The following is a 22,392-nucleotide window of genomic DNA, read 5'->3' as shown; positions in this document are numbered from 1 at the left end:
AGCGGGATGAAAGAACATCGTCCCTGCGTCAAAATTGCAGGACGACCTTACCCACATGGGCGCCCGCTGCCTGCCAATCAAATGCATCAGAAATGGCCTCAAGTGCGAAGCAGCGGTCAATTACCGGGCGAATGGCGTTCGTTTGCAAGGCGCGAACCATATCTTCCTGATCCTGACGCGATCCAACGGTCAGTCCCTTCATCGTGACATTGCGGGCGATGGCAAGGCCGGTCGATACTTCCCCGCTCCATCCCGTCATCGCGCCAATCAGTGCGACGTTCCCGCCAATACGGGCGCTCGCCAGCGATTGGTCGAGCGTTCCGACGCCGCCGATCTCCAGCACTGTATCGACGCCCCGACCACCAGTTAGGTCCAGCACCATGCGCCCCCATTCGGGGTCAGCGCGGTAATCGATCACATGATCAGCACCCAGAGCCCGCAGCCGATCCGCCTTCTGCGGCGAAGACGTCGTAGCGATCACGCGCACGCCCATCGCCTTGGCGAACTGCAGCGCGAAGATGGAAACGCCTCCGGTTCCCTGCACCAGCAAGCTGTCGCCTGGCCTGATTTTCGACTCTACCATGAGCGCGCGCCAGGCCGTGAGCGCCGCGCAAGGCAGGGTGGCCGCCTCGGCAAAGCTCCATCCTTCAGGCATATGGGTGAAGCTTCCAGCCGGCGCCGCGACGAATTGCGCGGCCATGCCGTCGATATGATGGCCCGTCACCACCTCGGTCACTTCAGCGGTTGGGCCACCGCTCACCCAGCGCGGATAGAAGAGCGACATAAGCCTGTCGCCCGGCCTGAAGCGATCAACGCCCTCCCCGACAGCAACCACCTCGCCTGCCCCATCGGTCATTGGAATGCGCCCGTCAGCGACCGGAATAATCCCACGCGCCAGCATCATGTCGCGATAGTTAAGTGCGCTGGCATGGATGCGAACCAGGACTTCGCCTGGCCCAGCCACAGGGTCTGGCCGTTCCTCAATCATGAGACGGACCGCATCGTCGATTTGGCGGATGGCAGCGGCCTTCATGTCACATGCCCTTCCAGCGTGTGGGCTCGCCCCTGAAGAAATCCAGCGTACGAACGGTGTCGAACAGCTCGAACACCTCGGTCGCGCCCTCAGGACCACCGCGCGCAAAAAGGGTGAAATTGTTAGCGTACCAACCCTGCTTGTCGAGCGAGAAAGCGCGATAATCGAAACGCACCGAACTGACGCGATCATCGCCGATCTCATCCAAAATCTGTACCGCGACATCTGGCCGGTAGATCTCCGACCAGATCTTGCGCATCGTGCCGATGATGAGATCGCGACCCTCCATCGGGTGCGGAAATGGCAGGGCAGCAGGCAGGCTCCAGCGCGCGTTGGGCGCCAGCAGCCTTTCGATTGCATCGGGATTGCCGAAGCTGGTGGCCAGCCGGCCTGCCAGGGTGGTTACAGTCATGATATCTCCATTCTTAAACAGTGCCGACACCCGTCACAGGAGACCCTACGGCTCCAGGTAGGCGCAGCGGCGGCGCGGTGAACAGGAAGCGGGAACGGCCCGCGGCACGCAGCCAGTCGGCAAGCTCAGACAGCAGGAACAGCTCGCCCAACGGAATGCCGAGCTTGAAAAGGCATAGGTGGTGCAGCGGATAATGCGTGCCCTCACCGCCCGGGTTGACCGATCCCTGCAGCACCTCCACCGATTCATTGTCCGACACCAAGGCAGCGCAGCCCGAGTCATCGACCCACCGCAGCAGCCTTTCATCATGCCCGTCCAGCCCGGTGCTATGGTCGGCGACAAAGGGAGCGGTCTCGTCATGATAACGGGCCAAGAGCGCCCGGTCATATCCGGTGCGGAAGCAAAGTATGTCACCGTCCTCGACGACCACCTTGTCCTGCTCCAGGATGCGCATGAGTTGTTCATAGCCGACGGGCACGCGTTCCAATCCGACATGGGCATAAAGGTCGATCATCACGCCCCGGCCCTGAACGCCCGTTTCTGCCATTGTTTCGATCCCTAGGGCGTGCGCGCCGTGCGGCCCTTCCTTCCCCACCCGCCCACGCAGATAATCAAACGGACCGCACACATGCGCATGAGCACGGTAGCCGTTATAATAGGTCGCTTCCCGTTCTCCGCTTTCGGTTCCGTCGAACAGCGAACCGATATGGCACAGCGCGTCCCATTGCGTTGAAAATTGCGTGCTCATGAGGACCCGATCGTCGCAGATCACATCTGTTTGCCCCTCAACCGCGCGCGTCATGGGGAAGTTCATCACCGGATCTTCTTCCCGCATTGAATAGCTGATCTGAGGCGGAAAACGACGGGGATTGAGTACTGTCGCCGGACAATTTAGCGGCAGCGACAGACAGAAGGCGAAGCCTTCGCGCACTTCCTCGGCCGCCTTGCGCCGGCGTTCGGGTGTCAAAAGATTGAGGCGGCCAAGCTGGTCATCCTGGCCAAACTCACCCCAATTCGATCCTTCCGGCCGCACGGTCCAACGCTTTGCCACACTCACTCTCCCTAACTCCACTTGCGATCATGTGGGCGATGCTGATCGTCACGGCGGCTTATGCCTTCCCAATCGCATAAATGAAACGCATGAATGGCAAATCACAAGATAGAATATGCTGAAGGAGGTAGCCACCATGACTCCATCGGTCTCGATCAACACATTGTGCCTCGAATCTGCATCGCTATATGACCATGCCGCGCTCGTGGCGCGCCTGGGAGCTGAAGGCATTGGCGTCACCGTCGATCAGGTGCTGGAGACGAGCGTTAAGACCTCGCGCGCGATTCTGCGTGACACTGGGTTGACCCCAGCGACGATGACCCATCGTGCCTTTGGTTTCGCCACGCCCGAACTGACCGCAGCCGGGCGGGAGCGGCTGCTGCGCACCATCGATGTGGCGGGAGAGGTCGGCGCGCTGTCCATTACGATGACGAGCGGCGGCCGTGGCGAGCTGCGCTGGGCGGAAGCGCTGCAACGGTTCGCCGATGCGGTCGCGCCGTGCGCCCAAGTCGCACGGCAAGCCGGCGTCGCACTGGCCCTGGAGCCGACTTCTCACCTCTACGCCGACGCTTCGATCGCGTATCGCCTGTCCGATTTGGTTGCGATCGCCCGCCTGGCAGACATCAACCTGGGCATCGACATATTCGCATGCTGGTTCGACTCGGATATAGAAGAAGCCCTAGTAGCGGCTGCGCCGCTCTGCCGCCTCGTGCAGGTCAGCGATTATGTTGCAGGCGACCGGGGCCTCCCCTGCCGCGCGGTTCCCGGTGACGGCATGATCCCCCTTCACCGGATGATCCCGGCGATCCTGAGGGCGGGATATCGGGGCTGGTTCGACCTTGAAATCATAGGTCCACGCCTAGCTGCTGAAGGCGTTGAAGAAGGGCTCTCAAGGGCCGTTTCCCGACTGCGATCATGGATGCCTGATTCGCCTTTGCACCGGGAATAATCGGCCTGAAATTCTCGGCTATAAATCGTCTAAATGCTTGATTTTGCTCCGTTACCCAGATATTGCGCACATGCTATTGCAAAAAAGCGGAAACTCCTTCATTTTATTGCTAACGGCACCTTCTTCCTGGTGGATGATGGTGAGCATAACCGAGGAGAGCGACGATGAGCATGGTGCTGGAGTCGAACAAGACGAAGATCGCGAAGCGGGTGATCGAGGTCTTTGAGTTTTTCGATAATAACAAACGCCAAGCGACCGTAATGGACATCGTCCGCTGCTATGGTCGTCCGCAATCCAGTACGTCGGAACTGCTCGCCAGCCTGGTTGAAATGGGCCTGCTCTACAAGGATCAGCGGTCGCGCACCTATCGTCCGACGCCCCGACTGGCGACGCTTGGCGCGTCGGTTCAGCCCGACATCATCCGCGATGGTCGCCTTTTCACTTTCATGGACCGCATCGCACAATCAACGCGTCATAGCGTTGGGCTCTTCGGCATCGTTGGCACCCACGTACAGCTTTTCCGCTGGTCCCCGGGCACCATGCCGCTTGCCGGCGAGTTGGGCAGCGGCGCCTCTGATCGACTTTGCGCGAGCACGGCCGGCCAACTGCTGCTCTCTACGATGCCAAGCGACGAAAGCGGGAAGATCTTGCGCCGCCTGAATGCGGAGTCAATGGAAGAGGATAAGTTCAACTATTCGGCAATGGTCGCCCAGATCGCCGCCTTCCAGCGCGCCGGTCACGCTACGGGGGACGCCGGCTTTGGATGCAATGGCCGCGTCACCGCCGTTTTGGTGCCGACAGTGGTTACCGACCGCCCGTTGGCGTTGGGCGTCATCTATCCCGCTGCGAGCAGCATGGATCCTGACGCCCTGGTCGCGACGCTCCGTAGCGGCATCGCACAATGCGCCGGTCAGGCCGATGACGGTCATTATTCGGCGCCTGCGCTGATGCGCGCGGTCTAACGAGGGTATCGTAGCGTATAGCGTCCCCGCGATCCTTGACGCAGCACAGGGTATAAGCCCCATGCTTTCCAACTCTGCAGCTTGCCAATTTCTCGCACAAGCTCCTATCGCCGCCCGGAATGCTCTGCCTAACACCGCGAGGAAGGGAAAAAATACCCCTATGAAGATTAGGATCGAAAAGGCGCAATGCGTAGGCAATGCGCGTTGCCACGCGATCGCGGACCATCTCTATCCACTTGACGATGAGGGCTATATCGCCACGGAGGGTTTTGACGTGGCGTCGGGAGACGAAGATCTGGCGCGCAAGGGTGCTAAGGCCTGTCCCGAGCGCATTATCTTCGTCATCGAGGAAGATTGAGGCGAGCCTTTGTGTATGTGGGTTAAGGAAGATCCGGATCACGTGCCGGCAAAAAGAACGGGAATAGGAACTGGATGACTGACGCACCGCACATGCTGGTAAGCCAAGAGGATGCGATCCTCATCTGCACGCTCAACCGGCCGGAAAAGCTAAACGCGCTCAGCCGCCAGACGCTTGAGATTTTCGAATCAGCATTGCATCGTTTCCGCGACACGCCCGAACTCAAGGTCTTGCTGATTCGTGCCACCGGCCGCTACTTTAGCGCAGGCGCCGATCTGCGCGAGGGCGGCGGCGGAACACTGCCCGAAAATGGATCAGCGCTGCGCGAGATGCACCGCTTGGGTCTCAACGGCATGCACCGCATTTATGACGAGATGGAGCATGTCGAAAAGCCCATCGTCGCCGCACACCAGGCAATGTGTATGGGCGGAGGGTTGGAAATGTCGCTTTCTTGCGATTTCCGTCTGGCCGCCAAAAGTGCGGGCTATGCCTTTCCCGAAGGGAAGATGGGCACTATCCCCGCGTCAAACGGGATCAGCCGCCTAACTCGTATCGTCGGCACGCACTGGGCTCGTTATCTGGTCATGGCAAATCTTCCCGCGAGCGCGGATAAGGCGCTCACCATGGGTCTGGTGCACGAAGTCTATCCGGACGAGACATTCGAGGAGGACGTGATGAATTTCTGCCGCCATCTAGCCAAGCAGCATGGCGAGCAGATGGGAACGGCGAAGATCACCATCGAAATGGCCAGGGACCTTGGGCCAGACATGGCGCGTCACGTCGAGCGCATGGCCGATGCATCGCTGATGCTCTCTCCGCGGTTCCGGGCGGTGCAGCAGGAACATATCAACACAATCGGCGCACCCAAGAAGGGTTGAACGTCAGATGGCGGACGTGGATCGACGCAAGGCTGGACAGGCAAGCTTTGAGCGGGTTCTGCGCTTTGCCCCGCCCGCTGGCGCGACGACGCCGTTGATCGACGCGGCACAGGATTTTGTATTCGCCGAGGTATGGAACCGCCCCGGTCTCGATACCCGGTCGCGGCGCTGGATCACGCTCGCCTGCGTCGCTGCCGCGCGCGCTCCGGTAGCGATCCGCGCCTATGTAAATGCTGCGCTCGACAGCGGCGAGATCAACCTCGAAGAACTGCGCGAGTTTGCGCTCCAGTTCGCCGTGTTTCAGGGCTTCCCCAAGGCTGTCGAATTTGAGGCGATCCTGAACGAAGTCGTTGCCGCGCGGAATTGACTTGAGGGGCGGAGCAGAAGTTGTTCGTAAAAGCCGCCAAAACTTCCATCCAGGGCGATTAGATGTATTTCGCCGATCCAGTGCCTGGGTCGCCCTTCCACATCGAGTTCGGCGAGCGGACGTGGGTTGTCCGGGCCGATCGCGTGCGCCCGGCGCGGAACGGTGAGCCGCGCATGGGGAAATTCCGCGACAATATGGCCCGCAATCGCTCCACCGAAGCGCCAGCCCGCCGCCTCTGCATTTTGGCAGGCGGCAACATATAATTCGGCGCCGCTGATTTCAGGGTGAGCCAGGAGATGACTGCGCAAAGCCGCGAACTGGCACGGGAGCGCCGCCACCAATGCATGGTGCGAGGGGTCGTCGCCCACGACGAAGCTGCGCCCGACATCTGCCTCCCACTCGCCGAACACGGGACCGAGATCGACGAAGACTATGTCCTGCTCGCCTACTATCAGGTCAGGAGGACTTTCCCCCGCACTCGCCAATGTGTTGGAGCCCGCCCGAACGATCCGCTTATGCCAGTGACGTTCGACACCGAAGCGTCCGGCGGCAATCTCCCCGATGTCGCGCTCTATCTCCTGCTCCGTGCGGCCGGGGCGAATGATGCCCGCGCTAAGGATCGAATCGAACAAGGCAAGCGCCCGATCTTCGGCTTGCGCAAGTGCGGCAAGGCGTGGATCGTCCAACATGGGACGGAGGGCGTTCTGCCAGGCCCTTGCATCAAGGCCATTCATGCCCGAACCGATCCGTATGTACAATCTGACCAGTCATGCCGTCCGCCGTCTGTGCCGCCAGATACAGCAGCGCCGGACCTAATATCTCGGGCGTAGCGGGCTTTCCGCTCATGGCCGCGACCCGCTCAGCTGAGGCCAGACTTTCCCAAATATCGGTGCGCACCACACCTGGACTGAGCGCGTTTACCGCGATGCCGTGAGGCTTGAGCTCATCGGCCAGGAACGTCGTCAGCCGGTTAAGCGCGGCCTTGGTAACGCCATAGAGCAACATGCCTTCGTGCGCGCCGTTCGTTCCTGGGAAGGCGCCTGATGCGCCTGCGGTGATGTTAACAATGCTGCCACCTTGCTGCGCGATCATTTGAGGGGCGGCCTCCCGAATGGCGACATAGGCGCTACGCAGGTTGAGCGAAATGAGCGCGTCCCAAGCCGACTGGTCGATTGCCAATGAATCATAGCTCGGATAGGCGCCGGCATTGTTCACCAGAATGTCGATCCGCCCGCAATTGGCAACTGTTTGGGCGATGAGCCGTACGATGTCAGATTCCACCGTGACGTCACAGGCGAGTGCGATGATGTGGCCGGGCATTCGCTCCGCAGCCAGCACCACCTCTGCCAACGTGCCGCGCCGGGCGTCCCTCGCCGTGCGATCACCGACCGAGCGCGCCGAGGCGACGACCGTCGCGCCCGCCTCAGCAAGCGCAAGTGCATAGGCACGGCCCACACCGCTGCTCGCGCCGGTCACGATAGCGACCTTGTCGGCGAAAGCGGCGGCGTGATCGTTCATCATTTCGATTCCAGATCAATCACGATCTTGCCAAACAGGTCACCCGCCTTCATCGCCCGGAATGCCTCGATTGCCTCTGCGAAAGGATAGACCTTGTCGATCACCGGCTTGATTGCATGCTGCTCGATCGCCGCGGCCATGCGGCCGAACATTGCCCGGTTGCCGACGGACACGCCCTGCAGCTTGGCGTTCTTGCCGGTGAGCGCGCGGAAGGGAAGCACTTCTTCCGCACCACCAAGCATGCCTACAATGGCGATGTGGCCACCGAGCCCAATGGCGTCCAGGCTCTGGGCCAGGTTGCCCGCGCCGCCCACTCCCAGAACGAAGTCGACGCCGGCCGAGCCGACCGCCTTCTTGACCTCAGCGCCCCAATCGGGATGAGTGCGATAATTGACGGTGTGCGCCGCGCCGAGCGCCTTGGCCCGCTCCAGCTTTTCGTCGGATGAGGAGGTGACGACCACTTCCATGCCCATTGCCGCGCCAAATTGCAGTGCAAAAATCGAGACGCCGCCGGTGCCCTGCACAACGATCTTGGCGCCGCTCTGAAGGCCGGCATCCTCGAACATCGCACGCCATGCCGTCAGTGCAGCGCAGGGCAGGGTCGCACCTTCCTGATCGGTGAGGCCGACTGGAACCGGATGTACCCCCTGCGCCAGCAAGGTCACATATTCGGCAGCGACTCCATCATGCACCATGCTGGGAACGGTCGCCCAGCGGACTTCAGAGTTGATCGGACCGTCCATCCATTTCTGGAAAAAAAGCGAGGTGACACGGTCGTCTTTCTTCACACACGTGACCCCGGGCCCGACCGCATGGACCACCCCCGCCGCGTCCGACATCGGCGTGAAGGGCGGCTGCGGCGTGCCGGGTGCGCTGGTGCTGGAGATCATGGTCAGGTCGCGGCGGTTGAGGCTGGCCGCCGTTACGCGCAGCACCACCTCGCCTTCGCCGGGCGTAGGGATGGGCTTTTCGACGAAGCGGAGGTCGTTAATGCCGCCCGGACCTGTGATCTGAAGAAGTCGCATGATCTAATCTCATTCGTCTGGGTTGGAAAAATCATCAGCCCGCGAATTCGCGCACGGCTTGGGCAAATTGGTCCGGCGCCTCCACGCATGCCCAATGGCCGGTCTGCATGATCAGGCTCTGCGCACCGGGAATGGCAGCTACGATGCGGTCGCCATGGCCGGTGAAGGGCGTCGCCAGATCCTGCTCCCCCGCCAGCACCAGCACCGGAAGGTCAAGCCCCGGCAAGCGGTCGAGCACGTCCATGTCCCGGATCGCCGCTCCGCAGCCGGCATAACCGTCCAGGCTCATATGGCTGAGCGCGTAGCGCGCGCCATCGACAAAGCCGGGATGGGCAGCGGCATAGTCCTTGGAAAGCACCGCCCCTGTCGCAGCAGCGGCGATCCCGGACATCCCACCCGCCTCTCGCACGGCAGCGACGCGGCCTCGCCAGAAGTCCGTCAGAGAAGGGGACGTGCAGGCGAGGATAAGGCCCGTGAATCGATCGGGCGCCTTGAGGCCGGCCTCCATGCCGACCATGCCGCCCAGGGACACGCCGCACAGGGTCGCTTTGTCCACGCCCGCTGCGTCCATAACCGCCAGCACATCGCCAACCAGTAGGTCCAGGCTATAGTCGCCCGCAGTCGCGTCGGATGCGCCATGCCCTCGAAAATCTACGCGCAACAGGCGATACTCATCGATCAGAAACGGCACGATCGCGTCGAAAAGGGTCTGGTCAGCGCCGATACCGTGGAGGAGGACGATGACGGGAGCCCCCTGGAGGCCCTGAAGGCGCCAGTAAAGGCGCGTCCCTTTATGGGTCGCGAAGGGCATGTCAGATACCCTCGGGCTTGAGGTTGGTATAGGTCATGCGCACGGGCGTGATGGTGACGTCGGCATAAACGCCGGCCTTGCGGAAGGGGTCTGCAGCGCACCAGGCTTGGGCTTCCGCCTGGTTCGCCGCCTCAATCACCAGCCAGGATCCGACGATCGCGTCATCCTCGCCCAGCACGCCGCCCGCCAGACGCGTCTGCCCGCTGCCGCGCACATGGGCGAGATGATCGTGACGATGCTGCGCGCGGAGGGAAGCACCCTCTGGCACGTCGCGACACTGGACCAGAAACAGCGCCATGGTCAGGCATTCTCCGCCGGCGTCACATGCTTTTGCAGCTTCACTTTGGTTCGGGAAATCTTCCAACCCTTATCGGTGCGCACCAGCGTGCGATGATACCAGCCTTGATTGCTATGTGCCGGATCGTCGCCGTAGAAGGCGTAGTTCTGGATCGTCTCTGCCGCATCGCCCTGCAACTCGATCCGCAACGCGCCACCCAGATGCACACCATGGGGTGCAAGGCTCAACATCGCGCGGATCTCATCGCGGCCTTTTAATTCCCGGCGAAATACCTCGTAGATGCTGTCCTGTGTGAACAGGTCCAGCCATTCCTCGAAATCATTGACCTCCAAACGCAGGCAATATTCATCCAGCACTTCACGAATGGCGATCTTGTCGGCGAGGTGCCGAACATCCTCAGACATAGCCAGACTCCTCATATATGCACATACCTGTGTGCAATGTTTAATGGCTAACTGCGCTTAGTCTCAGCGTCAACCGTCAGGCCCGGCTACGCGGCAGGCCGAGCCGACGCTCGGCCACCATGGACCGCAGCACTTCGCTGGTTCCCGCATAGACGCTGGTGGCAGTGGAGTGGCGATAGCCCATCTCAACCACGCCCAACCCTGTCTTGCCGCGCAGCAGCGATTCCGGCGCGGCAAGATCAACCAGATCCGCTGAGTCGGCGATGAATGCCTCTGTAGAGAAAACCTTAGCCGCCGGACCAAAGGCAAGATCCTGCCCCTTTGTCATCTGCGTCCAGGTGGACCGGCCGTTAAGCGCCTCGGCGACGCAGGCATTGCTGTAAGTTCGCGCCAGACGGGCTAGAACATTGCTATTTTCGATCAGCGGCTTGCCGTCACGTTCCTGCCTCCTCGCCCATTCGGCCACCGCCGCGACCATTTCACGTAACTGGTGGTGATACATGGTGCCGCCCTGTTCGGTGGTCAGCAGCATCGCCATCACGCGTGCACCGCCATTCACGTCGCCCAGACGGTAGCGGTCGGAAATGCGCACATCCTCATAGAAGGTCGCGTTTGTCCGCTCGTCCATGAAGGTTTCAACTGGATGGATTTCCACCCCGCCCTGCTTCATCGGGCAGAGAAACAAAGTCAGCCCCTTATGCTTGGGCGCCTCGGGGTCGGTACGGGCGAGCAGCAAAACATAGTCGGCAAGTTCCGCTCCGGAAGTGAACATCTTCTGCCCGTTGATGACCCATTCATCACCATCCTTAACTGCCCGCGTCTTCGCCGCAAACACGTCCGACCCACCTGAGGGTTCTGTAAAGCCAAGGCAGCTGGTCTTTTCACCGCGTGCGAAGGGCAGCAGCACTTCTTCCTGCAATTCTGGCGAACCCACAAGCTGGACCATTTTGCCGGCCATCCCCGTGACGCCGCGCGGAAAACCGGCATAGCCAACATCGATCCACACTTTGTTTGCAGCACGCACCTGCTCGGTGTCAGCGCCGCGCCCACCCCATTTCTCGGGCCATTCGGGAAAGAGCAGGCCAGCCTTGCCGATTGCACGGTGCACGTCCCAATCATGCGCTTCGAAATTATATTCGTGCAGCCGGTGCTTTTTGGGATCTAGGATGGAGTCGAACAATGCGCGCACTTCAGCGGCGAGGCCCGTGCTGGTGTCTGGCCCTTCGAAATTGATATCCACCCTTCCCACATCAGGCAATGCGGCAGCTTCGCCCAGCAGTAGGCGGCGCCCCCCGCGCTCCAGTTCGGTTTGCGGGTCGCCCAGGGCCTGTGCCCAGCTCTTAGCGCGACGATGGTAAAGCTGGATGTCATATTCGTTCGACAGGCCATAGCCGCCGAAGGTGTGGAGCGCATGCGCGACGGCGGTGCTGGCCGTTCGGCTGGCAAACCAACTGAGCATCGAGATGGTTGCACCGGCGTCCGTGTCGCCTTTCGCAATACCGCGCAGGACCCACCACAGCAGATAGGCCGCGCCATCCGCGTCGATCACGTCATTGGCGAGCGGGTGGGCAAGCCCCTGGTTCGCGCCGATCGGAATGCCGAATGCGATACGTTCATTCGCATAAGCAGCCGCCATTCCCAGCGCTTCCTGCGTGAGGCCGATCAGCGCCGCTGCGGTGAGGATCTTCCATTCCTCCAGGCCCGCCGCCCAGATGCTCGCTGCGTCAGCGTTGGTGGAAAGCAGAATTCGCTCACCCGTTCCCGGCGTGAAGCGGCCCAGCGCATTCCCGCCGAGCGAGAAAGGCGCGTCAAGCGGCTCGCCGGGCAGCTCGATCGCCAGCGCCTGTCCGTCGAAGGTCAGGATGCCCTTCGCCACCGCGCCGCCGGGCACGAGCTGCGACCTGCCATCCGAGACGGATTTCAGCGCAAAGGTCAGTACGGTTTCACCACCGCGGACCTTTTCAATCCATTGCGCAGCGGCATCGCCACCCACCTGCCCTAGGATGCGCAGTGCGACCAGCGATTCCGCTAACGGCGCGGGAGCGAGCCGCCGGCCGGCCTCCTCCATCATCAGACAGGCGTCGAACAGGCTCATTTCGCCACCACCGGCCGAAGCAGGAACGCGCATGAAGGGCACTTCCAACGCTACCAGTTCCTTCCACAGCCCCGCATGGAAGCCGGTGGGCTCCGCCTCCCGCACCAGCGCGCTGGTCGACTCGGCGGCAAAAAACCGCTCGAACATCTCCTTAACGGGTTGGCTGTCTTCAGGCAGGCTCAGCTGCATGGATATTTCCTCTCGGTGATAGCACGGCCAATTGGCGCTGCTCGCATAGCTTCATTCCTTGTCCCCTTGCATTGGATGTGACAAGGCGCTCTAGGCGCTTCAGGCATAATTGCGCGGGGGCGATGCTTAGAGATCGATCCGATAGACTCGCGCTGCGGTTTGGCTGAACAACGCCGCCTTTTCCTGTGCTGAAGCGCCGGTCACAATTCGCTTGAAGGCGTTCCAGATAGTGCCGTATCCGCCGGCGCCGCATTCGCTTGGATAATTGCTTTCGAACATGCACCGATCTGGCCCGAATGCCTCAATCCCACCTTCGATCCATGGCCGCCATTCGGCCGCGAGTTGAGCCGAACTTGCGGGCGGATCAACCATGAAGGAGGGCAGCGCCGTATAGTCCATGCCAAGACCACCCAATTTCAACGAGACATTAGGCAATTCCGCCAAACGGGCGATATGAGATTTCCAGATTGGAAAACGCTCCTGGAGCCGGCCAGCATAGCTGCCGTTGCCAACGGGCGTACCCAAATGGTCAAGAATGATCGAGGTTTCGGGGAACGCCGCAGCCAAGTCGATCAGGTCGGCTAGCTGCGGTTCCAGTAGCCAGGCGTCGAAGCTGAGGCCCATTGGAGCTAGTTGTGCAAAGCCGGCGCGGAAGGCTTGAGTGCGATAGAGCCCTTCTCGCTCATTGGCCGGCCCCAATACAGCAGGGTCGGGATCATATGCAGCGCTGTGCCGGACACCGCGAAATCGCCCATTCCCAGCTTTGACATGAGCCTGCAGTACGGGCACCACGCCGCTGCCCAGCGTCAGATCGGCATGGCCCACGATAGCGGCACACACATTGACGCCCTTTCCATAGCCTCTCGCACAGGTACTATCTGCTGCCGCGACGAATTCCGTTTCGCCGACCGGCCGCAGCGCTTCGGGACCATCCGGACGATAAGCATGGCTTGCTTCTACATGCACCGTCGCTACCACGCGATGACCGCCACACAGGTCAGCGCAGAAGTCATCGATCATATAGCGCGGCGCGCGCAGCATCACCTCCTGCCATCCAAATTGCGGCGGATCGACAAGGTGCAGGATCGGACTGCGGTCCCACAGATGATGATGGGGATCTACGATGGGCAGGTCCGGCTCGATTGCCTCCTCCTTCGGTAGGCCCGAATGCAGCAACCGGCTAATCATCTGCAATTTGCTCCGCCACCGGCGCGCGCAAGCTGCGGCAGAGCAAAGTCTGCATAGCTCAGCACTTGCGTCGCGCGGCCCGCCGCGAGATGATCATCGTCGACTGATACGGCGTAACGCCGGTCAAAAGCGACGGTCCGCATGGCGAGTCGCCAGATCCCGACGTCGCGCCGATAGCGGTCAAAATAGCGCACATGCTTAATGTCCTGGAGAAGGCTCTCGCGCGCGTCCGGCACGAGATGAAGGGCGATGGCGCAGACCTTGTCGTTAACCTGATTCCATATCATTGCAGCCACATAATTTCCGACATGGGGCCTAAGAGGATACATGTATTTCTCCGCACTAGTGCGGCAAAGCTCCTCTTGATCATAATCGCAATCGCTCATGTACAATCTTCTTACCAGCGCGAAAATCTTGGATCGACGCCTCTGGGCGAACGCAGAACCAAGCCCCCTTTTATCTTCCGTAGCGGCAGTTCTGCTATCCGACCCACCGCCGTCGCCTCCTGCTCCTGTTTATCTCTTGCTTATGAAGGACAAAAAAGAGGGCGATGGGAAGTCCCACCGCCCTATTCCTCGGCTAGCCGATGGAGAGACTCAGCGTGAGCCGAATGCGTAGCGGACGTTGACCCCAAATTCCCGCGGCCTAGTGTAGGTGGCGCTGACATAATCGCCATAAGCGGGGTTAGTGACGCCAAAGGTCGCCTGCGGACGATCACCGCGTGTCAGCGTCCGCTTGGTGTTGAGGAGGTTCTTCGCGAAGAGGGACACTTCCCAAGCATTGTCAGGATCCCGGATGCCTAGATAGAGATTGAGCAGGCTATATGCCTTGACACTGTCGAACGCGTTCGTCGGGTCGTTGGGATTGTCCGGATAATAGGAGAAGAGACCGCGAACAAAGCCGCTCACACGCTCGGTGATCGGCGCGTTATATTCCGGCGTCAGCACGAGACTCCAGTTTGGCGCGTAAGACAGTCGTTGCGTGACTGAGCAAGCAGCTACGGCATCGCCACCCGAGGCCGCCTTGATCGAACCGATAGTCACTGGTCCGGTATCTGGCACGCCGTCGCCATCGCTGTCGTTACATGCAATTTCACCGTTCTTGATCTTACCCTTGGCATAAGCGAAGGACGCACTCAGGTTAAAGCGGTCGCTTGGCTTGTAAGCAAGTTCAACTTCCACCCCATTGACCTTGGCTGGGACATTCGCCTGAAAGTTGAAGACATTGAGGGATTCGCCAGTTCTACCCAGATTGACATAGTTCACCGGCGCTCCGCGATAGATATATCCATCAAAGTCCTGGTGGAACGCCGAGACGTTGAGCGTCAAACGGCGATCGAGGAGCGTCGACTTGAAGCCCACTTCATAGGACTTCGATTTCTCCGGACGGATATTCAGGAAGCGGTCCAGATTTGGCGTAAGTGGGCGGAACACGCCCAGGGTGAGCGGCCCTGCACGCCAGCTGCTACCAGTGCTCGCATAGACCATGAAGTCATCGCTGAAACGATGCGAGATCGATGCGTTGTAGATAGTCGGCGTGTGCTTTCTTTCGACATAGGGGAGTAGATCGATACCAAAGGCGGTGAGCGTCATCCGATCGGCCGACTTGAACGTGATCTTACGGATGCCGCCCGAGATTTCGGTATTCTCGCCCAGATGCGCTGTCAAATTGCCGAAGAACGACCTTTCATGGCGGCGCTGATAGGTGTCGATCAACGTTCCCACATTGTCGATGTCGTTGGTCGACCTGTTCCAGAAATCGAAAACACCGATCGTGTAATCAAGGAAATTGAAGAGGCGCTCATCCGAGGACAGCCGCACTTCATTAGACCGCGTTTGGAAATCGGTCTCGACGTTCTGCCGCAGTTCAGTCCCCGGTATGAGATTGGCCAGATCCTGCGGTGTGCTCGTCTTGCTGTCCCAGAAGGTGAGCGATCCTACATAATCAAGCCGCTGCCCCGCAAAGCGCCAAGTCAATTGTCCGTTCAGCACCTGTTGCTGCTCGTCTATCGTAACCGCGCCGTCAGTAATGCCGCGACGATCCGCCGCGCGCAGGAAAGGCCCTGTGCCGACAGCCGCGCCGGGCTGAGAAATCACCATCGACTCTACGCCCGGAAAGGCTTTTTGCTGGCGATCCAGATACTGATAAGTGATATTTGCGGTGATATTATCGCTTGGTTCAATCCGCAAGCTAGCACGACCGCCGCGCGAATTGGAAAATGGGGAGGTGCCGTTATTAACGCTCTTCACGAAGTCATAGTCGTTCTGGTCGACGATGCCGGCAAGCCGGAGCGCAACTGCGCCCTTAATGATCGGCACACCAATCGCGGCATTGAGGTTGATGCCACCTCTGTCCGTTGCGGTACCGTTCACGTAACCGCCCACATCAAACAGATCCGCACGACGGGTAGTGACCGTAATGGACCCGGAAGGTGCTGCTCGACCCCGCAACGTGCCCTGCGGGCCACGCAGAACTTCGATCTGACCGATGTCATACATGGACTGGAACAGCAGGGTTCCGAATATCGTCGCATCGTTCATGTAGAATTCGACGGTCGGCGGGGCAGAGCCGAAGGAGTCATAGGTAACGCCGCGCAGCGAAAGCCTTGTCGATGTTCCTGAAGAGCCACTGGCCAACGAGAGACCCGGTACAACCGTCTGGATGTCCTCGAATTTCTGGATGTTGAGCTTTTCAATCGCAGCGCCAGTGACAGCGTTCACCACCTGCGGGACATCCTGAAGACTTTCGTCCTTACGGCGTGCCGTCACAACAATGTCTTCATTCGACACGCTCGATGCCGCCTGCTCCTCCGGGGCCTGCGCTTGTGCGGCAGCGCTGATCATCAAAATGCTCGCGCTCGCCAGCCAACGAATAGCGGTTTTCACCTGCAAATTCCTCTCCCACCCTTTGATTCTGATTGCACATGTAACTGTGCATTAAGGTGATCGATTTTCAATCTTCTTACGCATCAGCAGCGCGTTTTTCGGCGAGCTTGAGGTGGACTGTTGCCCGAAAGACGCAGTTTCAACATGGTGAAAAAATCAGAATTTCGTTCGGAAATATCGAAACGACTCGGGTGCAATGAATTTCCTGCCTGCTCCGCCAGCTGTTGCGAATCACAACCCTTGAAGAACGTAATGCATCGGGCTTAATCTGTTTGCGGGATTTCGGTCGAAGGAACCTATGGTGATGAAGCCCGGTCCAACCATCAATCGTGTTATCCTCTCTTATCGGGAGGAGAATTTTGACACCGCATGTGATGAACTGGCACGCGCTCTAGGCATTATTGACTTTGAAATTTTCGATCCTCCAGGCCTAGGCTTGCGCGTCGCCATATCCTGGACTGCGGGTATTGAACTTATATCGCCACGCGGACGTGAGGGCATTGCAGACGCCATTCGCTCCCAGATCGATGAACGAGGCGAAGGCTTGAGCAGCCTGGTCTTGGCGATACCAGATCTGGGCGAGGGAGAAGCGCGCGCCGCCGCGGCCGGTTACCCGCCGTACGGCCGCGTCGATTGCTTTAGTGCCAATCCCGCCTGGCGAGACCGGTTTTCGGTCGCGACCGAAGCGCCACTGCCGCGGATCGCGGGGGTCGAACTCGTTCTCATCCAAATCAAGGAAAAGCCTAATCAGGCTGGTTAAGGAGAAACCTATGACTGAGGCGCACACACAGGGCCCTGGCTTCACGATCATGCGGGCGGGCGAAGCGCCAGATCTCGGTGACACCGATTGCCTGACGTTCGTGCCAGGCACAGAAACACAGACGAAAGGGGCGGTGGCGCTGGTCGATCATGGCTTGCTTGATGGCCAGGAGGTAAAGGTCTTGTGCAACCTGCCCGGGTTCAACCTTACCCATGTCTGGTTCAAGCGGAACTTTCCCCTTCCCTTGCACAGCCACAATACGGACTGCCTCTACTATATCATTGCGGGCAGTTTACGTCTGGGAACTGAGACACTGGGTGCGCAGGACAGTTTCTTCATCCCCGTCAATGTCCCCTATACTTATACGCCTGGCCTCGACGGGGTAGAACTTCTGGAGATTCGCCATGCTCAGCATTTCAACATCGTTAATCATGCCAAGGGGCCCAATTGGTGGGCCAAGGCGCTAAACACCGTCATTTCCAACCGGGCAGACTGGCAAAAGGCAAAGCGTCCCGCCCCACACTAAGACCGGCTGGCGCTATCCAGCAAACATCCATTTCACCTTGGACTGCACCCGCGCAAAAAATTCGGGCGTGTAGGCCCGCTCCGGCTCGGCGCGAACCATCGCATCCGTCAGCTTTGCATCTTCCCCCACGAGAATGCGCCATTCACCAGCGCGAACAGCAGTCAGGATTTCCGCGGCCGCCTGCGCTGCGGTCGTGGGAGCTTCCTCTTCAAACCGGCGGGCAAAGAGGGCGGCTTCCGCCTGAATGTGTTCGTCACTTAGCGCCTCTCCCCGCCGACCAGCCGCGGCAAGCCGAGCGCGGATCTGCTCCACTTTTTCCGGCGACAGTTCGTCACTTTTGCCGCCTGACAGGTAGCGGCGCGTATTAGCGGAAATAGGAGTGCCCACATGGCCGGGCATGACAACAGACGCCTGTACATGTGGCGCATTTAGCGCAAGATCGATCATCAGCGCTTCAGTAAAGCCGCGCACGGCAAATTTACCGGCAACATAAGCTGTATGGGGGGCTGACGGGCCGATGCTGCCCCACAGACCGTTGAGGCTGGACATGTTGATGATCCGGGCTTCATCCGCTGCAACCAGCAAAGGCAGAAATGCGCGCACGCTTAGATAGACGCCCCCCCAAACGACTGCGAAGGTGCGATCCCAATGCTCGCGGCTGTCGGTGAACATGCTGCCGCCCCCGCCGATGGCCGCATTGTTGAAGAGCAGATTGAGGCGATCGGTCCCATGCTCTGCCTGAAATTCTTCGCGAAAGCGGGTCAGATCCGCCTCTCGCGAGACGTCAGCAATATGGCTCGTCACGCGCACGGCTTCTGGCAGGCGGTCGGCATCGACAAGCACCATCGTTTCAGCCAAATTTTCTTCCGAAACGTCGCATGTTGCAACGCTACAACCCGCGGCCGCCAATTGGCGCACCAGTTCCCGGCCCATGCCCGTTCCGCCGCCCGTGACAATGGCCGTCCGGCCTGACAAATCCTTCATACGCCTTCCTCTCCGATCTGGCACGGCGCGGTAGGCGTGCTCTTGGGGCGCCTACCCAGGACACTGGCTTCGCAGAAAGCAGAGGGGCCCTGCTAGCTCAAGCCTCGGTCGCGCGCCAGGGACGGTATTATTTCGACTGACCAAGAATGAAATCCGCGCAGCGCATGCCGATCATCATCGCGGGCCCATTTGTATTGCCAGACACCAGCGTAGGCATAATCGACGTATCCGCGACGCGCAGGCCATTCACGCCCCTTACCCGCAGCTGAGGGTCGCACACCGCTCGTTCATCCACCCCCATGCGCGCGGTGCCGGCCATGTGGAAGCAGGTGCCGCCCAATTCCATCGCGTGCGCCAATATGTCTTCGTCTGTCTCCAGCGACGCAGTCGGTTCCATCTCCTCGGCGCCCCACGCCTTCAGGGCAGGCTGCTGAGCCAATCGGCGATTCCAGCGGAAGGCTGCGACAAACTTCCTGCGGTCGATCTCCGCCGACAAATGATTTGCGTTGATGTGGGGAGCGACATCGGGGTCGGCGGACTGAATGCGCACCTCGCCCTGGCTTTCCGGCCGCGTGAAATAGGTGATGAAGGTAATGCCCGGATAGGGGTCAATACCGATTTTACCATCCGGATCCCGGCCAGAAGACATGGACATCAGACCGAACTGCAAATCTGCATGATCAATGCCTTCTTCCGACTTAGCAAAACCACCGATTTCATGGGCGGCGTGGCTCATCGGCCCGGTTTTTGTCAGGAAATACCGCAGCGCCGACCAGATGGCCCGCCAGCCGGAAAGATCCTTGTTCTGGCTATGGCTCTTGACCCGCATCTTGAGGTCGACATGACGATGTTCCCGCATATTCTTGCCCACATCGGGCGCGTCGACGACGATTTCGATCCCGTGCGCTTGTAGCAGGTCCGCAGGACCCACTCCCGAAAGCTGCAGCAGCTTGGGTGTCTGGATAGCACCGCAAGACAAGATCGTCTCCTTCGCAGCCTTGACGCTTCGCTCGCCCTGCTTGTCACGCACCCGCACGCCCACGGCGCGCCGACCGTCGAATTCGACACGCAGAACGTCGGTATCCGTCGCTACATGCAAATTGCCTCGCTGCTCAGCCTTCTCCAGGAAAGCACGGGCAGAGCTGAAACGCGCGCCTTTGAAACGAGTCGTCGGCTGCCACCCCAGACCGCCTTCGCGGCAGGCATTCACTTCGTTCACGTCGGCGACGCGCGCGACGCCCATTTCCTCGCCAGCCGTCAATATGGCGTCGAAAAGAGGGTCACCGGCGGGATGCGTCGTAATGCGCAACGGCCCCTCCCCGCCTCGCCATTGAGCTGCGCCCTGATCATGATTTTCAAGGCGGGCAAAGGCCGCGCCGACATCCTTCCAGCCCCAACCCTGGCAGCCCATCGCGGCCCAGCCATCGTAATCAAGCGGGGCACCGCGCATATAGACCATGCCGTTAACCGAGCTAGAGCCGCCCAACGTGCGACCCCTAAACCAACGTTCCTCCGGCCCATTGCCGCCGGTCTGAACCTGATAGTCCCAGATATATTTGCTGCCCGGATTGAGGATGACGCCGATGCCACGTGGCATATGGATGAAGCTGTTCTTGTCAGCCGGTCCACTTTCAATGAGCAGCACCTGGTTTGCCGGATCGTCGGCGAGCCGACTGGCAAGTGCGCATCCTGCCGATCCCGCACCCACCACGATATAATCGTACTGATCCTTCACCACATGCTCCCCTTAACTCTAATTTCTTGCCGCGAAGAACGTGTCCTACGCCGTAGGCTCATCTCTGCCAATGTGAAATGACATATACTCATTTCTTATCGCTGCGGCGAATGCTGCTGCATTCGCGTCCGCCAGTTCAATCACCTTGAGAAGCGAAAGCGTCACCCATCCGCATATATTTGCACACGGCGATAGGCTGCTGACCGGCCAACGGCTGACCTACCCATGTGTCGACCTGCTGCTGCCACAGCCGTTTCAGTCGCTTCAACACCGCCGGATTGATCGCTGCCACGTCCCGCGCCTGAGCGAAGTCGCGCGAACTGTCGAACAGCTGCCATCGTTCGGTCGAGATATCGCCGCCGCAGGGACGCATCGCGACAGCCTCCCACATACCCGAATAGATGGCACGGTTGGCATAGAGGCCGAAAAATTGCGACCGCCGGCCGGGCGCTTTAGGGGACCGGAAGGTCGCGCTGATCGACCGACCAGCGACCGGCAGCTGCTTGACGCCAGCGATGCTCGCGGAAAACCGCGTGCCCGCCGCTTCAAGCAACGTGGGTGCGAGGTCGATTGCATCCACTCGCTGCGTGCGTATGCCCCCGGGACTGGCAAGATGGCCCTTCCAGCTGACGACGAGCGGCGCGCGTATGCCCCCGGCATTGGGCCACAGCTTGTAACGGGGAAAGGGCGTGCTTCCCAACATTGCCCAAGGCCGTTGATAGAGTGCCTGCGTAGTTGGTCCTCCTAGCTCATCCAGACTCGCATCCATCTGCTCGACCGTCGTGCGATCGCCATACGGCACCCGGAAGGCGCCGTCGGGCTGCGCCTCGCTCGCTGCACCATTGTCTGAGATGACCATCACCAGAGTATTGTCGAGCGCACCCGATGCTTTAAGGTGATCGATCAGTCGCCCGATCTGCTCATCTGTATGAGTGATGAAGCCAGCATAGGTCGCCATGAAGCGCGCGAACACGCGCCTGCGCACCGGGTCGAGGCTGTTCCAGGCAGCATCACCGGCATTGCGAGGGGACAGCTGTGTGCCGTGTGGAACCAGGCCCATCTTCTTCTGACGGGCGAACCGTTCCTCTCTCAGCACGTCCCATCCGCGTTCATAGACTCCCGCATAACTGTCAATGTAGCGGCGCGGTACCTGAATGGGAGAATGACCAGCGCCGAACGCCAGATAGACGAAAGCTGGCTTGTCATTGGGCTTTTTGTCGAACGCCGCTATAGCATGATCAACCAGGTCTTCGCTAAGATGGTACCCGGCGCGCGCGGGCGTCGGCACAGGTGCATTACCTTCAACCAGCGTTGGCTTATATTGGTCGGTCCAGCCACCGATGAAGCCGTAATAGCTTTGGAATCCGCGCTGCAACGGCCAGGATGCGGCGGGCCCCTTGGGCGGAGCGTCATAGTCCGGCGCTAGATGCCATTTGCCGACCGCGTAGGTAGCGTAACCCGCCCGGCTCAGCGCCTGCGCCATCGTTTCCGCATTGGCCGGCATCTCGCCGCGGTCGGTAGCGGTGTTGGCCGGATCACGCCTGTTACGGACGGACGCGAGCGACTCCATCCCGACTGACTGATTATTACGTCCAGTTAACAGCGCGGCTCGGGTCGCCGAACAGACGGCCCTTGTATCGAAGCGATTGTAGCGCAGCCCCCCTTTGGCTAGTGCGTCGATGGCCGGTGTGCGGATCTCCGATCCATAGGAGCCAAAATCGGAATAGCCTACATCGTCCAGCACGATCAACAGGATGTTTGGCCTTTGTACCGGTTTGATGAAAGCGGGCCGCGCAGGTGCGGTGGCAGCGTCGGCCAGCATTGTGGCCGCTGACAGGGCGAATAACAGTCGTCGCATCTCTCTCTCTGCGGTCGAGGAAGGAACCAAAAACGGAAGATCCCTTACCATGCCGATTGATCGGTTCACCAGTAACTTGTCATACATATCGGCGGGGCGACTTGCG

23 protein-coding genes are annotated in these 22,392 nt (G+C 60.1%); 7 read left to right on the top strand and 16 right to left on the bottom strand.

Going from position 1 to position 22,392, the window contains the following annotated elements:
- Nucleotides 1–28 precede the first annotated feature (28 nt).
- From ACFO3E_RS16735 to ACFO3E_RS16725, 3 genes are read right to left on the bottom strand one after another with little or no spacing between them, the layout of a single operon-like run.
- Nucleotides 29–1,033, bottom strand: a complete 1,005-nt coding sequence (locus ACFO3E_RS16735) for a zinc-dependent alcohol dehydrogenase family protein (protein ID WP_380806453.1) — start codon at nucleotides 1,031–1,033, stop codon at nucleotides 29–31.
- 1 nt (nucleotide 1,034) lies between these two features.
- Nucleotides 1,035–1,445: a nuclear transport factor 2-like protein gene (locus ACFO3E_RS16730; protein WP_380806452.1), complete on the bottom strand. Its 411-nt coding sequence runs from the start codon at nucleotides 1,443–1,445 to the stop codon at nucleotides 1,035–1,037.
- Nucleotides 1,446–1,458: 13 nt separating this feature from the next.
- On the bottom strand, nucleotides 1,459–2,496 hold the full coding sequence (locus ACFO3E_RS16725; RefSeq protein WP_380806450.1) for a cyclase family protein: 1,038 nt from the start codon (nucleotides 2,494–2,496) through the stop codon (nucleotides 1,459–1,461).
- 136 nt (nucleotides 2,497–2,632) lie between these two features.
- On the opposite strand from ACFO3E_RS16725, the gene ACFO3E_RS16720 reads away from it, so the two are divergent.
- The 5 genes from ACFO3E_RS16720 to ACFO3E_RS16700 all read left to right on the top strand — a co-directional run bounded on the left by ACFO3E_RS16720 (nucleotide 2,633) and on the right by ACFO3E_RS16700 (nucleotide 6,010).
- Nucleotides 2,633–3,445: a sugar phosphate isomerase/epimerase family protein gene (locus tag ACFO3E_RS16720; protein ID WP_380806449.1), complete on the top strand. Its 813-nt coding sequence runs from the start codon at nucleotides 2,633–2,635 to the stop codon at nucleotides 3,443–3,445.
- A gap of 164 nt (nucleotides 3,446–3,609) precedes the next feature.
- Complete coding sequence (locus ACFO3E_RS16715; protein WP_380806447.1) at nucleotides 3,610–4,407, top strand: helix-turn-helix domain-containing protein; 798 nt, start codon at nucleotides 3,610–3,612, stop codon at nucleotides 4,405–4,407.
- 160 nt (nucleotides 4,408–4,567) lie between these two features.
- Nucleotides 4,568–4,765 carry a ferredoxin gene (locus ACFO3E_RS16710; RefSeq protein ID WP_380806446.1) on the top strand — a complete coding sequence of 66 codons (198 nt, stop codon included), beginning with the start codon at nucleotides 4,568–4,570 and terminating at the stop codon, nucleotides 4,763–4,765.
- Between the two features lie 74 nt (nucleotides 4,766–4,839).
- Complete coding sequence (locus ACFO3E_RS16705; RefSeq protein ID WP_380806445.1) at nucleotides 4,840–5,643, top strand: enoyl-CoA hydratase/isomerase family protein; 804 nt, start codon at nucleotides 4,840–4,842, stop codon at nucleotides 5,641–5,643.
- A gap of 7 nt (nucleotides 5,644–5,650) precedes the next feature.
- The gene (locus ACFO3E_RS16700; protein ID WP_380806443.1) at nucleotides 5,651–6,010 is read left to right on the top strand and encodes a carboxymuconolactone decarboxylase family protein; all 360 of its coding nucleotides are present in this window, start codon (nucleotides 5,651–5,653) and stop codon (nucleotides 6,008–6,010) included.
- Here ACFO3E_RS16700 and ACFO3E_RS16695 read toward each other — a convergent pair.
- The 10 genes from ACFO3E_RS16695 to ACFO3E_RS16650 form a co-directional block, all read right to left on the bottom strand.
- Entirely contained in the window at nucleotides 5,944–6,699 is a 756-nt protein-coding gene (locus tag ACFO3E_RS16695; RefSeq protein ID WP_380806440.1) for a M24 family metallopeptidase, read from the bottom strand. The genes ACFO3E_RS16700 and ACFO3E_RS16695 overlap by 67 nt on opposite strands.
- A gap of 31 nt (nucleotides 6,700–6,730) precedes the next feature.
- Nucleotides 6,731–7,531, bottom strand: coding sequence for an SDR family NAD(P)-dependent oxidoreductase (locus ACFO3E_RS16690; RefSeq protein ID WP_380806438.1), 801 nt, complete (start codon nucleotides 7,529–7,531; stop codon nucleotides 6,731–6,733).
- Nucleotides 7,528–8,553 carry a zinc-dependent alcohol dehydrogenase family protein gene (locus tag ACFO3E_RS16685; protein ID WP_380806436.1) on the bottom strand — a complete coding sequence of 342 codons (1,026 nt, stop codon included), beginning with the start codon at nucleotides 8,551–8,553 and terminating at the stop codon, nucleotides 7,528–7,530. Before ACFO3E_RS16685 ends, ACFO3E_RS16690 begins: the two co-directional genes overlap by 4 nt.
- Before the next feature lie 34 nt (nucleotides 8,554–8,587).
- Nucleotides 8,588–9,364, bottom strand: a complete 777-nt coding sequence (locus ACFO3E_RS16680; protein WP_380806433.1) for an alpha/beta fold hydrolase — start codon at nucleotides 9,362–9,364, stop codon at nucleotides 8,588–8,590.
- Nucleotide 9,365: 1 nt separating this feature from the next.
- Complete coding sequence (locus ACFO3E_RS16675) at nucleotides 9,366–9,662, bottom strand: YciI family protein (RefSeq protein ID WP_380806431.1); 297 nt, start codon at nucleotides 9,660–9,662, stop codon at nucleotides 9,366–9,368.
- 2 nt (nucleotides 9,663–9,664) lie between these two features.
- Nucleotides 9,665–10,066, bottom strand: a complete 402-nt coding sequence (locus ACFO3E_RS16670; RefSeq protein ID WP_380806428.1) for a nuclear transport factor 2 family protein — start codon at nucleotides 10,064–10,066, stop codon at nucleotides 9,665–9,667.
- Between the two features lie 76 nt (nucleotides 10,067–10,142).
- Nucleotides 10,143–12,350 (bottom strand): acyl-CoA dehydrogenase, encoded by a 2,208-nt coding sequence (locus tag ACFO3E_RS16665; protein WP_380806426.1) that lies wholly within the window; start codon nucleotides 12,348–12,350, stop codon nucleotides 10,143–10,145.
- Between the two features lie 126 nt (nucleotides 12,351–12,476).
- Nucleotides 12,477–13,538 carry an amidohydrolase family protein gene (locus tag ACFO3E_RS16660; RefSeq protein ID WP_380806424.1) on the bottom strand — a complete coding sequence of 354 codons (1,062 nt, stop codon included), beginning with the start codon at nucleotides 13,536–13,538 and terminating at the stop codon, nucleotides 12,477–12,479.
- Nucleotides 13,535–13,834: a hypothetical protein gene (locus ACFO3E_RS16655; RefSeq protein WP_380806422.1), complete on the bottom strand. Its 300-nt coding sequence runs from the start codon at nucleotides 13,832–13,834 to the stop codon at nucleotides 13,535–13,537. The genes ACFO3E_RS16660 and ACFO3E_RS16655 overlap by 4 nt, the downstream gene beginning before the upstream one ends.
- A gap of 300 nt (nucleotides 13,835–14,134) precedes the next feature.
- Entirely contained in the window at nucleotides 14,135–16,423 is a 2,289-nt protein-coding gene (locus tag ACFO3E_RS16650; RefSeq protein WP_380806420.1) for a TonB-dependent receptor, read from the bottom strand.
- A gap of 298 nt (nucleotides 16,424–16,721) precedes the next feature.
- Between ACFO3E_RS16650 and ACFO3E_RS16645 the strand changes: the two genes are divergently transcribed.
- Nucleotides 16,722–17,183 (top strand): hypothetical protein, encoded by a 462-nt coding sequence (locus ACFO3E_RS16645; protein WP_380806418.1) that lies wholly within the window; start codon nucleotides 16,722–16,724, stop codon nucleotides 17,181–17,183.
- Nucleotides 17,184–17,193: 10 nt separating this feature from the next.
- A complete protein-coding gene (locus ACFO3E_RS16640; RefSeq protein WP_380806415.1) occupies nucleotides 17,194–17,709 on the top strand; it encodes a cupin domain-containing protein in 516 nt (171 codons plus the stop codon).
- Between the two features lie 12 nt (nucleotides 17,710–17,721).
- Here ACFO3E_RS16640 and ACFO3E_RS16635 read toward each other — a convergent pair whose 3' ends face one another.
- The 3 genes from ACFO3E_RS16635 to ACFO3E_RS16625 form a co-directional block, all read right to left on the bottom strand.
- A complete protein-coding gene (locus ACFO3E_RS16635; protein ID WP_380806413.1) occupies nucleotides 17,722–18,693 on the bottom strand; it encodes an SDR family NAD(P)-dependent oxidoreductase in 972 nt (323 codons plus the stop codon).
- Nucleotides 18,694–18,820: 127 nt separating this feature from the next.
- Entirely contained in the window at nucleotides 18,821–20,431 is a 1,611-nt protein-coding gene (locus ACFO3E_RS16630) for a GMC family oxidoreductase (protein ID WP_380806410.1), read from the bottom strand.
- A gap of 133 nt (nucleotides 20,432–20,564) precedes the next feature.
- Nucleotides 20,565–22,286, bottom strand: coding sequence for an arylsulfatase (locus tag ACFO3E_RS16625; RefSeq protein WP_380806408.1), 1,722 nt, complete (start codon nucleotides 22,284–22,286; stop codon nucleotides 20,565–20,567).
- Nucleotides 22,287–22,392 lie beyond the last annotated feature (106 nt).

It is taken from the genome of Sphingobium tyrosinilyticum (genome assembly GCF_042654265.1).
Lineage (GTDB): Bacteria > Pseudomonadota > Alphaproteobacteria > Sphingomonadales > Sphingomonadaceae > Sphingobium > Sphingobium tyrosinilyticum.
Note: the sequence above shows the minus strand (reverse complement) of the source record. Positions and strands in the feature narration are given on the sequence as shown.

What these genes read in the sequence shown, in the direction of transcription:
- ACFO3E_RS16735 (WP_380806453.1), bottom strand. Translation starts at nt 1,033, where the DNA reads ATGAAGGCCGCTGCCATCCGCCAAATCGACGATGCGGTCCGTCTCATG.
- ACFO3E_RS16730 (WP_380806452.1), bottom strand. Translation starts at nt 1,445, where the DNA reads ATGACTGTAACCACCCTGGCAGGCCGGCTGGCCACCAGCTTCGGCAAT.
- ACFO3E_RS16720 (WP_380806449.1), top strand. Translation starts at nt 2,633, where the DNA reads ATGACTCCATCGGTCTCGATCAACACATTGTGCCTCGAATCTGCATCG.
- ACFO3E_RS16715 (WP_380806447.1), top strand. Translation starts at nt 3,610, where the DNA reads ATGAGCATGGTGCTGGAGTCGAACAAGACGAAGATCGCGAAGCGGGTG.
- ACFO3E_RS16710 (WP_380806446.1), top strand. Translation starts at nt 4,568, where the DNA reads ATGAAGATTAGGATCGAAAAGGCGCAATGCGTAGGCAATGCGCGTTGC.
- ACFO3E_RS16705 (WP_380806445.1), top strand. Translation starts at nt 4,840, where the DNA reads ATGACTGACGCACCGCACATGCTGGTAAGCCAAGAGGATGCGATCCTC.
- ACFO3E_RS16700 (WP_380806443.1), top strand. Translation starts at nt 5,651, where the DNA reads ATGGCGGACGTGGATCGACGCAAGGCTGGACAGGCAAGCTTTGAGCGG.
- ACFO3E_RS16695 (WP_380806440.1), bottom strand. Translation starts at nt 6,699, where the DNA reads ATGTTGGACGATCCACGCCTTGCCGCACTTGCGCAAGCCGAAGATCGG.
- ACFO3E_RS16690 (WP_380806438.1), bottom strand. Translation starts at nt 7,531, where the DNA reads ATGATGAACGATCACGCCGCCGCTTTCGCCGACAAGGTCGCTATCGTG.
- ACFO3E_RS16685 (WP_380806436.1), bottom strand. Translation starts at nt 8,553, where the DNA reads ATGCGACTTCTTCAGATCACAGGTCCGGGCGGCATTAACGACCTCCGC.
- ACFO3E_RS16680 (WP_380806433.1), bottom strand. Translation starts at nt 9,364, where the DNA reads ATGCCCTTCGCGACCCATAAAGGGACGCGCCTTTACTGGCGCCTTCAG.
- ACFO3E_RS16675 (WP_380806431.1), bottom strand. Translation starts at nt 9,662, where the DNA reads ATGGCGCTGTTTCTGGTCCAGTGTCGCGACGTGCCAGAGGGTGCTTCC.
- ACFO3E_RS16670 (WP_380806428.1), bottom strand. Translation starts at nt 10,066, where the DNA reads ATGTCTGAGGATGTTCGGCACCTCGCCGACAAGATCGCCATTCGTGAA.
- ACFO3E_RS16665 (WP_380806426.1), bottom strand. Translation starts at nt 12,350, where the DNA reads ATGCAGCTGAGCCTGCCTGAAGACAGCCAACCCGTTAAGGAGATGTTC.
- ACFO3E_RS16660 (WP_380806424.1), bottom strand. Translation starts at nt 13,538, where the DNA reads ATGATTAGCCGGTTGCTGCATTCGGGCCTACCGAAGGAGGAGGCAATC.
- ACFO3E_RS16645 (WP_380806418.1), top strand. Translation starts at nt 16,722, where the DNA reads ATGGTGATGAAGCCCGGTCCAACCATCAATCGTGTTATCCTCTCTTAT.
- ACFO3E_RS16640 (WP_380806415.1), top strand. Translation starts at nt 17,194, where the DNA reads ATGACTGAGGCGCACACACAGGGCCCTGGCTTCACGATCATGCGGGCG.
- ACFO3E_RS16635 (WP_380806413.1), bottom strand. Translation starts at nt 18,693, where the DNA reads ATGAAGGATTTGTCAGGCCGGACGGCCATTGTCACGGGCGGCGGAACG.
- ACFO3E_RS16625 (WP_380806408.1), bottom strand. Translation starts at nt 22,286, where the DNA reads ATGCGACGACTGTTATTCGCCCTGTCAGCGGCCACAATGCTGGCCGAC.